The 14539-nt window shown below is 68.1% G+C and carries 12 protein-coding genes; 8 read left to right on the top strand and 4 right to left on the bottom strand.

Annotated elements, in window-relative coordinates; genetic code table 11:
• Positions 1-30 precede the first annotated feature (30 nt).
• Positions 31-2517 (bottom strand): mechanosensitive ion channel family protein, encoded by a 2487-nt coding sequence (locus AC3IFE_RS13720; RefSeq protein WP_489190850.1) that lies wholly within the window; start codon positions 2515-2517, stop codon positions 31-33.
• A 347-nt stretch (positions 2518-2864) separates the two neighbouring features.
• The gene (locus AC3IFE_RS13715) at positions 2865-3824 is read right to left on the bottom strand and encodes an LLM class oxidoreductase (RefSeq protein WP_489190849.1); all 960 of its coding nucleotides are present in this window, start codon (positions 3822-3824) and stop codon (positions 2865-2867) included.
• Between the two features lie 1206 nt (positions 3825-5030).
• Here AC3IFE_RS13715 and AC3IFE_RS13710 point away from each other — a divergent pair.
• The 4 genes from AC3IFE_RS13710 (at position 5031) to AC3IFE_RS13695 (ending at position 8632) form a co-directional block, all read left to right on the top strand.
• Positions 5031-5939 (top strand): NAD-dependent protein deacetylase, encoded by a 909-nt coding sequence (locus AC3IFE_RS13710; protein ID WP_489190848.1) that lies wholly within the window; start codon positions 5031-5033, stop codon positions 5937-5939.
• Positions 5936-6577 (top strand): DUF938 domain-containing protein, encoded by a 642-nt coding sequence (locus AC3IFE_RS13705; RefSeq protein WP_489190847.1) that lies wholly within the window; start codon positions 5936-5938, stop codon positions 6575-6577. The genes AC3IFE_RS13710 and AC3IFE_RS13705 overlap by 4 nt, the downstream gene beginning before the upstream one ends.
• Positions 6578-6674: 97 nt before the next feature.
• Positions 6675-8087 carry an NADP-dependent phosphogluconate dehydrogenase gene (gene gndA / locus AC3IFE_RS13700; RefSeq protein WP_006479382.1) on the top strand — a complete coding sequence of 471 codons (1413 nt, stop codon included), beginning with the start codon at positions 6675-6677 and terminating at the stop codon, positions 8085-8087.
• Between the two features lie 200 nt (positions 8088-8287).
• On the top strand, positions 8288-8632 hold the full coding sequence (locus tag AC3IFE_RS13695) for a DUF4148 domain-containing protein (RefSeq protein WP_489190846.1): 345 nt from the start codon (positions 8288-8290) through the stop codon (positions 8630-8632).
• A 110-nt stretch (positions 8633-8742) separates the two neighbouring features.
• Here AC3IFE_RS13695 and AC3IFE_RS13690 read toward each other — a convergent pair whose 3' ends face one another.
• Positions 8743-9063, bottom strand: coding sequence for a hypothetical protein (locus AC3IFE_RS13690; protein ID WP_011694691.1), 321 nt, complete (start codon positions 9061-9063; stop codon positions 8743-8745).
• Between the two features lie 420 nt (positions 9064-9483).
• Between AC3IFE_RS13690 and AC3IFE_RS13685 the strand changes: the two genes are divergently transcribed.
• A complete protein-coding gene (locus tag AC3IFE_RS13685) occupies positions 9484-10218 on the top strand; it encodes a peptidoglycan DD-metalloendopeptidase family protein (protein WP_489190845.1) in 735 nt (244 codons plus the stop codon).
• Between the two features lie 66 nt (positions 10219-10284).
• Here the strand turns inward: AC3IFE_RS13685 and AC3IFE_RS13680 are convergent, their stop codons facing one another.
• Positions 10285-10923 (bottom strand): Pr6Pr family membrane protein, encoded by a 639-nt coding sequence (locus AC3IFE_RS13680; RefSeq protein ID WP_489190844.1) that lies wholly within the window; start codon positions 10921-10923, stop codon positions 10285-10287.
• Positions 10924-11150: 227 nt separating this feature from the next.
• Here AC3IFE_RS13680 and AC3IFE_RS13675 point away from each other — a divergent pair, with 227 nt between their 5' ends.
• From AC3IFE_RS13675 to AC3IFE_RS13665, 3 genes are all read left to right on the top strand, one after another.
• A complete protein-coding gene (locus AC3IFE_RS13675) occupies positions 11151-11687 on the top strand; it encodes a cytochrome b (protein WP_489190843.1) in 537 nt (178 codons plus the stop codon).
• Positions 11688-11842: 155 nt separating this feature from the next.
• Positions 11843-12211 (top strand): DUF2946 domain-containing protein, encoded by a 369-nt coding sequence (locus AC3IFE_RS13670; RefSeq protein ID WP_489190842.1) that lies wholly within the window; start codon positions 11843-11845, stop codon positions 12209-12211.
• Positions 12212-12293: 82 nt separating this feature from the next.
• On the top strand, positions 12294-14426 hold the full coding sequence (locus AC3IFE_RS13665) for a TonB-dependent copper receptor (protein WP_489190841.1): 2133 nt from the start codon (positions 12294-12296) through the stop codon (positions 14424-14426).
• Positions 14427-14539 lie beyond the last annotated feature (113 nt).

Below are 14539 nucleotides of genomic sequence, written 5' to 3'. Positions count from 1 at the left end.
TGGCCGGTCACCGGCCCCGGGCGATCGCGATCAACCCGGCTTGCGCTCCGCTTCGTCGGGCGACGGCGGCGGGGCTGCCGGGTCGGCGGTATTCCGCGCGTCGGCGCGCGGATCGTTTTCATCGTGGCCGACGGGCCGCGATCCGTCCGCATAGGCGACGACGCTGCGCTGCGGATTGGCGATCCGGATCCCGCGTTCGCGGAACGTCTCCGCGATCCGCCGGTTGAATTCGCGCTGCACGCTCCAGCGTGCCGAGTCCGTGCACTGGATCTGTCCGGCGAGCGCGAGCGCCGCGCCGTCGACCTGGTCGATGCCCCAGTAGCTGAAGTCCGACAGGATGCCGTCGTGGTACTTCGGATCGTCGCGCAACGCGGCGCCGATTTCCTTCAGCGTCGCGATCGCGCGCTCGATGTCCTCGCCATACGCGATGCTGACCTTGACGGCCGCATTGCCGAGCCCGCGGTTCGTGTTGTTGACGGTCGTCACCGAGCTGAACGGGATCGTATACAGCGACCCGTCGCCCGCGCGCAGCCGCACGGTGCGGATCGACAGGTATTCGACCGTGCCCGACACGCCGGCGAGCGTGACCCAGTCGCCGACCTGCATCGCGTTTTCCATCAGCAGGAAGATCCCGGTGATGAAATCCTGCACGAGTTTCTGCGAACCGAACCCGAGCGCGACGCCGAAGATGCTGGCGCCGGCCAGCAGCGGGCCGACGTTCACGCCGAGTTCGCTGAGGCCCGTCAGCACGACGACGAGCGCGATCATCACGAACAGCAGCGAGCGCAGCATCGGCAGCAGCGTGCGCAGCCGCGCGGCGCGCACCAGGTTGCCTTCGCGCGTCCAGCGTTGCAGCCGGCGCTCGATCGCGATGTTGGCCGCTTCCCACACGACGAGCGCGACGATCGCCGCGATCGCGATCGTGACCAGCGCGGACGCGAGCCGGTGGCCGATCGTGCCCGTCTCGAATGCGCGGAAGATCGGCACGCCCCAGATCTGCAGCAGCAGCACGACGGTCACGATGCCGAGCGCGGCCGACACGATCTGGCGCAGCAGCGGGTAGTAGCGGTACGCGTGCAGATGAACGAGCGTGCGGTCGTCCTCGCGGCGCTGGAACAGCCGCGCGAGCGCGCCGAACACGACGATCGACACCATCCGCATCGCGATCATCACGGCGATCGAGCGGCCGCCGAGCGTGATCAGCACGCGGTAGCCGTTGTGGACGTCGAGCGCCCACACGAACCACAGCGCCATCACGATGAAGACGGAGACGGGCGCCCATGCGTCCGCGAGCGCGTTGCCGACGACGGTGAAGGCCGGACGATCCGCGCCGGCGGCGCGGATGCGTGCCGCGACCGGCCGGCGGCACTGCAGGATCAGCACCGAGATCATCACGTGCCCGACCAGCGCGACGGCCTTCAGCAGCGCGACGTGGCCGGCTTCGGTCAGGCCGAAGTTCGCGGCGATCTCGACGGCCGCCGTGCACGCGCCGACCACGATCACGATCCGCCCGATCGAGCGTTGCGCGAACTCGGCCCATGCGTCGCTGATATGCAGCAGCCGCAACTGCCGTGCGTCCGGCTGGAAGAACAGCCGGCTGACGATCGTGACGAGCCGGCAGATCACGTAGGTGTCGATCAACGCTTCGAGCGCCGATTCGATTGGCGTGTCGGCTTCGACGAGCAACGATATCGTCAGGCTCGCGACGCCGACGAACACGAGCAGCGGCACCGCGCGCAGCGCGAGACTGACGAGTGCGCGCGGCATCCGGTTCAGCAGCGTGGTGTGCCGGCGGGCGTGGCCTCGGCTTTGCGAGGGCGCGGTGTCGGCAGTGTCCGCGGCTGCGGCTGCGGCTGCGGCTGCGGCTGCGGCGTCGGGCGGGGCGGACGTATCGGGCGGAGAGGAAGTGTCGGGCGGCGGCGCGGGGTCCTCGTCCGATGCGGCGGCATCGGGCACCGCGCGGCGCGCGGCTAGCCCAGCCAGTGCGCGTCGCAGCAGCCGCTTCGCGAGCCATTCGACGACGAGCGCAGGCAGCAGCACCGCGAGGAGAATGCCGAGCGTGCGAGTCAGGTCCGCACGTTCGTCGGCGCGCACGAGCTTGGCATGCCACCAGCTTCCCACCGAACCGATATCGAGCAGCGAGTGCAGCGATTCCTGCAGCGCGTTGCCGATCTGCGTGGCCCAGCGCGATCCCTGGCGGACGAGCATCGAGGCGAGCCCGTTCGACGTGAGCGCGGCCGGCGCCGCGGCAGCCGATGCGCCGCTGGCCGCGGGCGCTGCGCTTGCCGGCACCGCGGGCGCGCTCAACGCGCCGACGGCCGCGATCGCGCGCAGCGTCGTTTCGACCTGCGCACGCTCGCGCGGGTTTTCGAGCACATTCAGTGCCTGCCGCGCTTCTTGCTGCGTCAGTGCGGGCGCGGCGCCGGAGGCGGCCGACGCGGCGGTCGGCGCGGGAGCGGCCGCGTGGGCGGCCGAGACGACGGCGGCGAGCAGCCAGCCGAGGAAGATATGTCGCATGGAGTGGGCATGCGGGTGCGTCTCGTCACGCGGCCCGCCAGACTGAACGATGGACGGAAGTTAACATGATCGCGATCGAAACCGAATAGTTCCGTCGCCGACATTTTGAATCCGGCATGAAGGCGCCGGCGTGGGCGTCGGCGGCACATGCCGGCAAGCCGTGTGCCGGACACGGTCCGTCGGTCGCCCGATAGCGGCGGGAGCGTCATGTCGGCCCGGACGTAAGGCGTCTGTAACGCGCGTTTGCCGATGGCGGTTCCGGTCAGCGATGCGCCGCTGCCTGCGTGCGTTCGCTCGGCCACGATCAGCGCTCGCGTCGCATCCTGTGAATTTGGATTCCTGATGAATCACGGTTGCTCGTCGTGAAATACCGGCAACACATGCGCGGCGATTTCCTCGATGACGTCGCGCACCGGCCGGTCCGATCCCGGGTTCAGCGTGACATGATGCGTCCCGGCCGCGCGCATGTCCTGCAGGATGTCGACCAACGCGCGGCGCCCGGTTGCATAACCGAGCGGCAGCGCGGTGGCGGGCGTATCCGGATGCGCGGCGAGATCGAGCCGCATCGATACGCCGAACGCGCGAAATGCCGGCGACGCGAGCCGGTCGACCGCCGCGCGCCACATCGAATAGCGGGCGCGCTGCGTCTCCGGATCGCGGTGATACGTCATCCAGCCGATCGAATGCCGTGCGATCCAGTCGACGCTCTGTCCGCCCGAGCCGACCGCCAGCATCGGCACCGCGTCGCCGGTTTGCGGCAGCAGCGCGAAGGCGGGCGCATCGGGCGGCGCATGGTCGGGCAGCACGCGCGACGGCACGCCGAGCGCGACCGCGACGACGTCCCAGTGCGCGCGATAGCGCTCGCGCCGGGTTTCCGCATCGACGCCGAACGCCGCATATTCGGGCGGCCGGTCGCCGGAGCCGAGCCCGAGGATGAAGCGCCCGCCCGACAGCGTCGCGACCGACAGCGCGCCTTTCGCGATATGCAGCGGATGACGCAGCGGCAGCACGATCGCGCCGCTTGCGAGCGCGATCCGGCGGGTGCGCGACGCCAGTGCGCCGAGCAGTACCCACGGGTCGAGGTGGCCGACCGGGTCCGGATAGTCGGCGCTGTTCAGCGGTACGTCGCGAATCCACAGCGCGCGAAAGCCGAGCGAATCGGCCAGCGCGGCGAGTTCGAGCTGCTCGTTGAAGTCCGCGACGAGGTGGCCGCTGCGAAGGAGCGGAAGCGTGAGGCCGATCGACAGCCGCCCGGCCGAGAAGACACGATGCGCGACGTCGGGATGGGCGGAAGCGGGTGGGGGCATGTCGGGTCCTGGGCGGCGAGGCAGCGGGCGCGCGCGGCGCCCCGTGTCCGAATGCTAGCGTGTTTGCGCGAAGCACGAGCGGGACGACGCGACCCCCGTGCTACCCGCTCCGCCACGTGTGCCCGGGGCGGAACGCGATGCATTGCGACGCGCGGTTGTCGCGATCGGCGCCGTAGAACAGCATGCGGTAGTCGATATCAGCCCGTGCCGGGTGTCCGACAGGCGGCGAGTGCGGGTTCCGGTCGGAGGCGCACCGCGGGAAAGGCCCACTCCGGGCGTTACGCGCGACACTAATTGTGGGGCGATTGTAAGACGACTGGCCGCCTGGCAAAGCGCCGACCCGACGATACCGGCGACGTCCGCGGTGCGTTTCAGTTTCGAAACATTCGCGCTTTCTGACGGGGCGCGATGCCTGCCCGCTGCCCCGGATGGGCCCGCGAGGCCTTGCGGCATGAAGCATGGTGCGCTCCTTGCATGGTTGTATGGGCCGTGAGCGCGATCGCAGGTGCAGTGGGCCCGGCAATCGCTTCAGTGGGTCGGATATATCGAAGACGGGGACAAGAGAATGAAAAAAGACCGAAACGCAACATGCCATGTTGCAAACATGAATCCCCGACCTCCCTGGGTATTCACTTCGCCGTTGATCGCGGCGACGTGAGCGAGCGGCTTTCCGTTCCATCCGAGCAATCGGGTTCGTTGTGAACGACGGCGTGCATGCGTGACGCACGCGTCCGACCGGTGCCGGTCGGCCGTCCAGGATGAACCGAGAACGCAGGCGGATGGCCGCGGCCCGGATCCCGAATCGTCATGCCATGGCGCAACGCACGTCGTCGCGCGGCGAATGCGTTCGCACGCCGCGCATGGTGTCGGCGCGACGAGCGCGACGAACGCGACGAACGGGATCGGGTCGGGAAAGCCGGCGACGCGCCGATGGGCGCGGCAGTGCGGGACACGTGAAGTCCGGGGGAGCGTCCGTCGATCGCGGTACGACGGACGTCGCAACATTGTGCTGTCAGTTGATCCACTACCCCGATGGATCAATTGTTGAAGCGCCCGTCGCCGAGCGGCGATGGGCGTCTTTTTGCGTGCGCCGGCTTGCCGTGGCGGCAGCCCGCCCGATCGCACGGCGTTCTGTATCATGTGCTGGCGTGCGTGGCCGCCCGTGCGGGTGCACGGCCTGCCGGCGCGATCGATCACGTTGCCAACATGAACGACACAGCCTTGCCCGACTCTTCCCTCGCCGACGTCGATCCGGCCGCGCTCGACGCGCTGCACACGTTCGTCGAGCGTCATCCGCGCCTGCTCGTGCTGACCGGCGCGGGCATCAGCACCGATTCCGGCATTCCCGGCTACCGCGACCGCCACGGCCAATGGATGCGCTCGCCGCCGATCCAGCTTCAGGAATTCCTCGGCTCCGATGCCGCGCGGCGCCGCTACTGGGCGCGCAGCATGATCGGCTGGCCCGTGGTCGGCCGCGCGCGGCCGAATGGGTCGCATGTCGCACTGGCGCGGCTCGGCGGCGTGGGCCGGATCGAGCGCCTCGTCACGCAGAACGTCGACGGCCTGCATCAGCGCGCGGGCAGCGACGACGTGATCGAGCTGCACGGCGGCATCAACGGCGTGACCTGCCTCGACTGCGGCGCGCATCATGCGCGGGCGGCGATCCAGACCGTGCTCGAAGCCGACAATCCCGATCTGGTGGGCGCGCAAGCCGAGCCGGCCGCGGACGGCGACGCGCATCTCGAATGGGCCGCGCTCGACACGTTCCGCATCCCGGCGTGCCCCGCGTGCGGCGGCCTGCTGAAGCCGGCGGTGGTGTTCTTCGGCGAGAACGTGCCGCGCGAGCGTGTGGCGCTGGCGTCGCAGGCGCTCGACGCGGCCGACGCACTGCTCGTCGTCGGCTCGTCGCTGATGGTGTACTCCGGCTACCGCTTTTGCGTGTGGGCGCAGGCGCAGCACAAGCCGGTGGCCGCACTCAATCTCGGCCATACGCGCGCCGACCCGATGCTGACGCTGAAGGTCGAGGCGCGCTGCGCCCCCGCGCTCGACGCACTCGTGGCGCGGCTGGGGTTCGGAAGCAATCTCAACGGCAACACGACGGAGCCTGCATCGTGACCGGCGCCGCTGCTTCGCCCGATCCGTCCGCGCGGCTGTCGGCGCCGGCGGCCGAACGCAATCGCGGGCCGATCCTGGACGTGCTGCGCCGCGTGCTGCCGGCGACCGGCAGCGTGCTCGAAATTGCGAGCGGCACCGGGCAGCACGTCGTTCACTTCGCGCAGGCGTTGCCGGGCCTGCACTGGCAGCCGAGCGATCCCGACGCGCAGGCGCGGCGTTCGATCGCCGCGTGGGTCGCGCATGCGGGCCTCGCGAACGTCGCGGGGCCGCTGGCGTTCGACGTGCGCGACACGCCCTGGCCGGTCGCGACGCTCGACGCGATCGTCTGCATCAACATGATTCACATCTCGCCGTGGGCCTGTACGGAAGCGCTGTTCACGGGCGCGTCGCGCGTGCTGCGGCCAGGCGGCGTGCTGTTCCTGTACGGCCCCTACCGTCGCGAAGGCCGCCATACGGCGCCGTCGAACGAGGCCTTCGACCGGCAGTTGCGCAGCCGCGACCCGTCGTGGGGCGTGCGCGATCTGGAGACCGTCGTCGCGCTGGGGCTCGATCGCGGGCTCGACTGCATCGAGGTCGTCGAGATGCCGGCGAACAACCTGAGCGTCGCGTTCCGGCGCCTGCCGCACGCGGAGCAATGACACGCAAGCGGGCAGCGCCGCCGGGTTTCCACTATCCTTTCGCCTGTGCGCGCGGCCCGGCTCGGGTCGCGCCCCGTTTTTTCCGGAGAATTGACTAATGGGCAAACAAGCAATCGGTGTGATCGGGCTCGCGGTGATGGGCCGCAATCTCGCACTCAATATCGAGAGCCGCGGTTACGCGGTGTCGGTGTTCAACCGCAGTCGCGAGAAAACCGACGAACTGATCGCCGAATTCCCCGGCCGCAATCTGGTGCCGACCTATACGCTCGAGGAATTCGTCGCGTCGCTCGAAACGCCGCGCCGGATCCTGATGATGGTGAAGGCCGGGGAAGCCACCGATGCGACGATCGCATCGCTCAAGCCGCTGCTCGAGAAGGGCGACGTGCTGATCGACGGCGGCAATACGCACTTCACCGACACGATCCGCCGCAACCAGGAACTCGCGCAATCGGGCCTGCATTTCATCGGCACCGGCGTGTCGGGCGGCGAAGAGGGCGCGCTGCGCGGCCCGTCGATCATGCCGGGCGGCCAGCGCGACGCGTACGATCTCGTCGAGCCGATTCTCAAGCAGATCGCCGCGAAGGCGCCGTCGGACGGCGAGCCGTGCGTCGCGTACATGGGCCCGGACGGCGCGGGCCACTACGTGAAGATGGTCCACAACGGCATCGAATACGGCGACATGCAGCTGATCGCCGAAAGCTACTCGGTGCTGAAGGACGTCGCGGGCCTGACCAACGACGAACTCGGCGCGGTGTACACCGAATGGAACCAGGGCGAGCTCGACAGCTACCTGATCGAGATCACGTCGAAGATCTTCGGCAAGAAGGACGAAGAGACCGGCAAGCACCTCGTCGACGTGATCCTCGATCGCGCCGCGCAGAAGGGTACCGGCAAGTGGACCAGCCAGAACGCGCTGGATCTCGGCGTGCCGCTGCCGCTCATCACCGAGTCGGTGTTCGCGCGCGTGCTGTCGTCGCTGAAGACCGAGCGCGTCGCGGCCAGCAAGATCCTGTCGGGCCCGGCCGCCGCGCCGTTCGACGGCGATCGCGCCGCGTTCGTCGAAGCGGTGCGCCGCGCGCTGTACCTGAGCAAGGTGATCTCGTACGCACAGGGCTTCGCGCAACTGCGCACGGCATCGGAAGAATACGGCTGGAACCTCGATCTCGGGACGATCGCGAAGATCTTCCGCGCGGGCTGCATCATCCGCGCGCGCTTCCTGCAGAAGATCACCGACGCCTATGCGAAGGATCCGGCGCTCGCGAACCTGCTGCTCGACCCGTACTTCAAGGACATCGCCGCGAACTATCAGACCGCGCTGCGCGACGTCGTGGTGGCCGCGGTGAAGGCCGGCGTGCCGGTTCCGGCGTTCGCATCGGCGGTCGCGTATTTCGACAGCTACCGTTCCGAGCGGCTGCCGGCGAACCTCGTGCAGGCGCAGCGCGACTTCTTCGGCGCGCACACGTTCGAGCGCACCGACAAGCCGGGCAGCTTCCACGCGAACTGGTCGTAACCGGCGGGCGGGGGCAGCATTGTTGCGAAAATCTATTCTCTGAATAGGGTTTTTCTATTCCGGATGCCAGCATTGTTGGCTCCCGGGAAACAGTGTTTTCGTTCTTTCATGGTTTTCCCTAGGTGCTGCCGGGACTAAACTCTGTTCCATCGCTGCAGACATGGTGTGTGCGGCGGAGCAAAAAATCCTCGGAGGTAATCATGAAATCGCTGATCGCAACGTTCGCTGCTGCTGCTGTCCTCGCCGTCCCCGCCGTCTCGTTCGCCCAACAGAACGCGCCCGTCACCCGTGCCCAGGTGAAGGCCGAACTGGTTCAACTGCAACAGGCCGGCTACAAGCTGGGCAGCGACCGGACGAACTACCCGGAAAGCATCCAGGCTGCTGAAGCGCGTGTGAACCCGCAACAGAACGTCGCTGCCGCCGACACGACCGGCTACGGCGCACAACCGGCCGCCGGCCAGGAATCGGGCGCACCGGTTGCCGCCAAGACCGGCTGGCAAGTCAAGCGCATCTCGGATGGCGCACCGGTCTACAAGGGTCGTTAATGGTACGGCCGCGCTGGCGACCGCATCCGACCCCCTGTAGTACAAAAGCCCGTCGTTCCGCATAGCGGAACGACGGGCTTTTTCATGGGCGGCGCGTAATGCGCCGGTATTCAGTGCAGCGGGCGTCTGCCGCGCCCGATATCGCGGAACAGCGCTTCGGCCGGTTCCAGCACCTGCAGCCACGTTTCGTCGTAACCGCTCAGCGTGTCGAGCGCGTCGCGCAGCCGTTCGATCGCGAGGACCGGCAACTCGACGCTGTGACGCGTGGCGCCGGTCAGGTGCGTGACGCTCGCCAGCTGGACGAGCGCATCGGCCGCTTCGGCGACGTCCGTCGCGAACAGCAGGTGCCGGTTGAGCAATTCGACCAGGCCGCTGGAACCGGCGAAATCGTCGGCGTCGAGCTGCACGGAGAGAAACGTCGCGTTGTTCATTGTCATGCTCCTCGTTGTCGTTGGATCGCGCTGCGCATCACCGAGTATAGGCGGCGATCGAAGCGGACAATATGACGGCGCCGAGGCGGCACGCGACGAGGGCGCCTCCGAAGAAAAAGCCGCAAGCGGCCGCTGGGCGGCCCGCCCGGCACGGCTCGCGGGCCGCCGGCGCCCGCGCGGCGCCGCAAGATTGTGTCCGGATCGGGCAACTATCGGGGCCTTGACCGCGACAAATGGTATCTTTGCCGATCGGGACGATGCGAAAAAAGGGCCGGTGAGCGCTTCGCACCCACGTTCCGCTGTGGAAACTGACGGCCGCGAAAGCGGTCGGATACTGATTGATCCGGCCGTTCGGCCGGACATCGTGCGTCGCACGCCAGGGGCGGTGGGCGGCGCAACGACGCAAATCCGGGAGGACCCTTGAGAGAAACTATTCCCATCCACGACGCGCTCACGCGCTGGCTGCCGCAGGCGGCGCTCGTCGCCGCAGCCATCGCGCTGACGGGCTGCACGATGACGCCATGGACCGACAACTGGCAGCCCACGCGCCAGCCGGCGTCCACGTCGGCGGCGACGCCGGGCGTGATTGCCGGTTATTACCGCGTGAACCCGGGCGATACGCTGGCGGGCATCGCGAACGCCTACGGGCAACGCGTGCAGGACGTCGCCAACTGGAACCGCATGGCGCCCACCGACGCCGTGTCGCCGGGCCAGGTGCTGCGCGTCGCGCCGCCGCAGACCGCGACCTCGTACGGGCAACCGCCGGCGGCGGCCGCCCAGCCGGGCTCGCTCGCATGGCCGGCCACGGGCGTCGTCGCGACGCCATTCTCGGCCGGCAAGACGCGCGGCGTCGTGATCGCCGCATCCGGGCCCGATCATTCGGTGCGGGCCGCGGCAAACGGGCGCGTCGTGTACGCCGGCTCCGGCGTCAAGACATACGGTCCGCTCGTGATCCTGAAGCACGACAACGGGCTCATCACGGCCTACGGGCACAACGGCAAGCTGCTCGTCAACGAAGGCGACGCGGTGCGCCAAGGTCAGCCGGTCGCCGAAATGGGCACCGACGCGAGCGGTCGCTCGACGTTCGAGTTCGAAGTGCGCCAGAACGGCAAGGTCGTCGATCCGATGAACTTCCTGCCGCGCAACGGCGGCTGATCGTCGGCATCGCCACGTGTGCGCCGGGCGGCGCACACGTTCCCGCCTCCTTCACCTTTTCCACTTTCATCCTTCGTTGAGCGTCGCGCAGCCGGACTGTCTCGCACGATTGCCGAGCCAGCAAATGCCCAACGCGAGCGCCGCCGCGCCGAGCGCGATCAGCGAACACTGGATCGCGACGGGCAGGTAGCCGTGCGGCCGCGGATCGACGAACGGGTAGGGATACCAGTTCTCCACCGCGCCGCGCACGAGCGTATAGCCGAGATAGACGACTGGAAAGCCGAGCCACGCGAACGCACTGCGGCGCGGAATCGGCGAGCGCGGCTCGACATACAACCAGTCGCACAGCATCACGAGCGGCACGATCCGGTGCAGTACCCAGTTGTTGAGCGCCGGCGTGACGTGGTGCAGCGCATCGAGCCGTGCGAGCAGCAGCTCGTAGACGATCGCGGTGATCAGCACGTACAGCACCGCCGCGCCGCGCATCGATTCGTAGCGGGTCGAGCCGGGGCGCGCGATGCGCCACAGCCCCGCGGCCAGTATCGCGGCCGCGTAGAGGCTGCTCAGTTGCGTGAAGTAGCTGAGGTAGTTGCCGAGATGGAAGCTTGGCAGGCGCCAATAGTTGGCGACGCTGTGCAGTGTGGTGGACACCGCGAGTAGTGCGGCGAGCAGCCGGTAGGCCGCAACGAAGAACGCTTTGCTCATGATGCCCGCGCGCCGTCGCACCAAAGCTTCATCGTGCCACAGCGGCCCGCGCGCGCGATGCGGATTTTCCATAGGGCGAGCCATCGCGCGGCGCGCGCCGACGATTCATCGGATATTTGACCGCGCCGTGCAAAACCGGACGCCCGTGCGGCTACAATCGCCACAGCTTTGCCGGGCGCAGGCCGTTTGCAGTGGGCGCCCTCCCCGCATACGACACGAGACGAAGCATGAAAAACATCCTCGCGAAACAGACGCGCTACAGCTCGCCCGCGATCTTCTTCCACTGGGCCATCTTCCTGCTGGTCGCGCTGGCCTACCTGGCCATCGAGATACGCGGCCCGAAGGGCAGCGACAGCCGGGCGTTCTGGATGAACGTGCACCTGACGGCCGGTACGTGCGTCCTCGTGCTATCGGTGCTGCGCGTGCTGTGGCGAGTCGTCAGCCGCGTGCCGGAAGCGATTGTCCAGGCGACGCTGCTGCGCTGGCTGTCGAAGCTCGCGCATTTCGCGCTTTACGCGTTCATCATCGCGCAGCCGCTGCTCGGCATCATGATGATCAACATGGGCGGCAAGCCGGTGTCGCTCGACTGGCTCGGCGTGTCGTTCACGCTGTTCGGCCCCGACAAGGCGCTGCGACCGACGATCAAGGAGGCGCACGAGCTGATCGGCAATGCGTTCTACTTCGTGATCGGACTGCATGCGCTGGCCGCGCTTTACCATCATTTCATCCGGCGCGACGACGTGCTGCGGCGCATGATGCCCTGATCGTTCGGCTGCCGGCGCGCGCGGCACGCGGGGGCGCATGGTTGTGTTGACAACCATGCGCCCCGGTTCGTTTACCGTCGCCCGCACTGGCCATCGCGTAGAACATTCTGTAACATCGCGGCTGTTTTTTACATTCCGCTGACTCGTTGCCGTACATGCTGCACCGACATCGTCACCTGACTGCCTGGCTTGGCCTGCTCGCGATCTGGATCGCGATCGCGGCGCCGCTGGTGTCTCAGTGGCGTATCGCGCGGGCGGCCACGCCCGATGCGATCGTCTGCAGTACCGAGCATGGTGCGAATCATTCGTCCAATGCACGCGGCATGCACGATCATGCGCTGCATCTCGACGCGTGCGGCTACTGCGGTTTCTTCGCGCATAGCCCGGTCATCGGCGCGCCTGCCGCCGCATCGGTCGGCTCCCTTCCCGTCGTTTTCGTTTCCGCCGCCGCGTCGCCTGCCGTCGCGGCACGCGGCGACCGCTATCCGCGCGCCTATCCGCGCGCACCGCCCGAGCGCGCCTGACGCGTTTATTCCGTTCTTATTACCGCCGATATCCGTGCGGCCCGTCGAGGCCGCGTGGAGGGCGTCACTCGGGCTTTCGATCATGACCAATTTCCAGTTGCGTGCGCCGCGGGCGCCACGCAATGCCGGTGCGCGGCCTCTGCCGCGCATGCTGAAACTCGCCGTTCCCGCGCTGGCCGTCGGCGCGCTGGCCGCGAACGCTGCCGCCGCCGACACCACGCGTGCCGCAAGTGCGCCGACGGGCGATGCGGCCATGCTGTTGCCGCCCGTCGAAGTCGTCGCATCGCCGCTGTCGACACCGCTCGTCGTCGTCACGGACCCGAAGGCGCCGCGCCAGCCGCTGCCCGCGAGCGACGGCGCCGATTACCTGAAGACGATTCCGGGCTTCACGTCGATCCGCAGCGGCGGCACGAACGGCGACCCCGTGCTGCGCGGGATGTTCGGATCGCGGTTGAACATCCTCGCGAACGGGATGCCGACGCTCGGCGCGTGCCCGAACCGGATGGATGCGCCGACGTCGTACATCGCGCCGGAAAGCTATGACAAGGTCACCGTCGTGAAGGGGCCGCAGACCGTGCTGTACGGTCCGGGCGCGTCGGCCGGCACCGTGCTGTTCGAACGCGTGACGCCGCGTTTCGAGCGGCCCGGCATGCGCTTCGACGGCAGCCTCGTCGGCGGGTCGTTCGGCCGCAATGACCAGAACATCGACCTGACCGCCGGCACGCCGGACGTCTATGGCCGCGTCACAGCGAACCACGCGCATGCGCAGGACTACCGGGACGGCAACGGCGACACCGTGCCGTCGCAGTGGGACAAGTGGAACGCCGACGCGGCGCTCGGCTGGACGCCCGACGACCATACGCGCGTCGAGCTGACGGCCGGCACCGGCGACGGCTATGCGCGCTACGCGGGCCGCGGGATGGACGGCGCGCATTTCCGCCGCGAGACGTTCGGCCTGTCGTTCGACAAGCGGCATCTCGGCGACGTGCTCGACCGGATCGAGGCGCGCGTGTACTACAACGAAGCCGATCACGTGATGGACAACACCACGTTGCGGCAGCCCGACCCGACGAGCAGCATGCCGATGCGGATGGCAGCCGACGTGCGGCGCCGCACGGTCGGCGCGCGTGCGGCCGCGACGTTCCGTTTTGGCGACGACGTCAAGCTCGTCACGGGTGTCGATGCGCAGTCGAACCGGCTCGACTCGCGTTCGTCGATGGGGCGGCAGAACTACCGCGACCTGCCGTGGGATGCCCAGGCGACGATGTGGAACGCGGGCGTGTTCGGCGAGCTGACTTGGTATGCGAGCGACGTCGCGCGCGTGATCGGCGGCGCGCGCATCGACTATGCGAGCGCACGCGACAAGCGCCCGATGAAGAGCGGGATGATGACGAGCAAGCCGAATCCGACTTTCGATGACGATCGGACGAAGGTGCTGCCGAGCGGCTTCATGCGCTATGAGCGCGATCTCGCGTCGTTGCCCGTTACGTGGTACGCGGGAATCGGCCATGCGGAGCGTTATCCGGACTACTGGGAACTGTTTTCCGCGACGCGCGGGCCGGCCGGTTCGGTCAACGCGTTCTCGGCGGTGCAGCCGGAGAAGACCACCCAGCTCGATATCGGCGCGCAATACAAGAGCGACCGGTTCGATGCGTGGGTGTCCGCGTACGCGGGCTACGTACAAGATTTCATCCTGTTCAACTATGCGGCCGGCATGATGGGCCCGACCACGCAGGCCACCAACGTCAACGCGCAGATCATGGGCGGCGAAGCCGGCGTGTCGTGGCGGCCCGTCGCGCCGCTGCGCGTCGAGACGTCGCTCGCGTATGCGTGGGGGCGCAACGTGGCGAGCGGCGATCCGCTGCCGCAAATGCCGCCGCTCGAAGCGCGCATCGGGCTCGAATACACGCGCGGCGCGTGGTCGGCTGGCAGCCTGTGGCGCATCGTTGCGCCGCAGCATCGCTATGCGATGAACGAGGGCAACGTGGTCGGCAAGGACTTCGGCCCAAGCGCCGGATTCGGCGTGCTGTCGCTGCATACGCAGTACAACGTCGGCAAGACCGTACAGATCTCGGTCGGCGTCGACAACGTGCTGAACAGGGCCTACACCGAGCATTTGAATCTCGCCGGCAATGCCGGTTTCGGCTATCCGGCGAACGCGCCGGTCATGGAGCCGGGGCGTACCGCATGGGTGCGCGTGAGCGCGAAGCTGTAGCCCGCAACGCGCGTGTGCGTCGCAGCATCCGCATGCCTGAACGCCGCACCGCCCGAACGGGCGGCGCGCGTCAACCGATTAGAGAACCGTATCTAGTCGAGGCTCAAACGTTC

It is taken from the genome of Burkholderia sp. APQ4-4ca (assembly GCF_057837105.1).
Note: the sequence above shows the minus strand (reverse complement) of the source record. Positions and strands in the feature narration are given on the sequence as shown.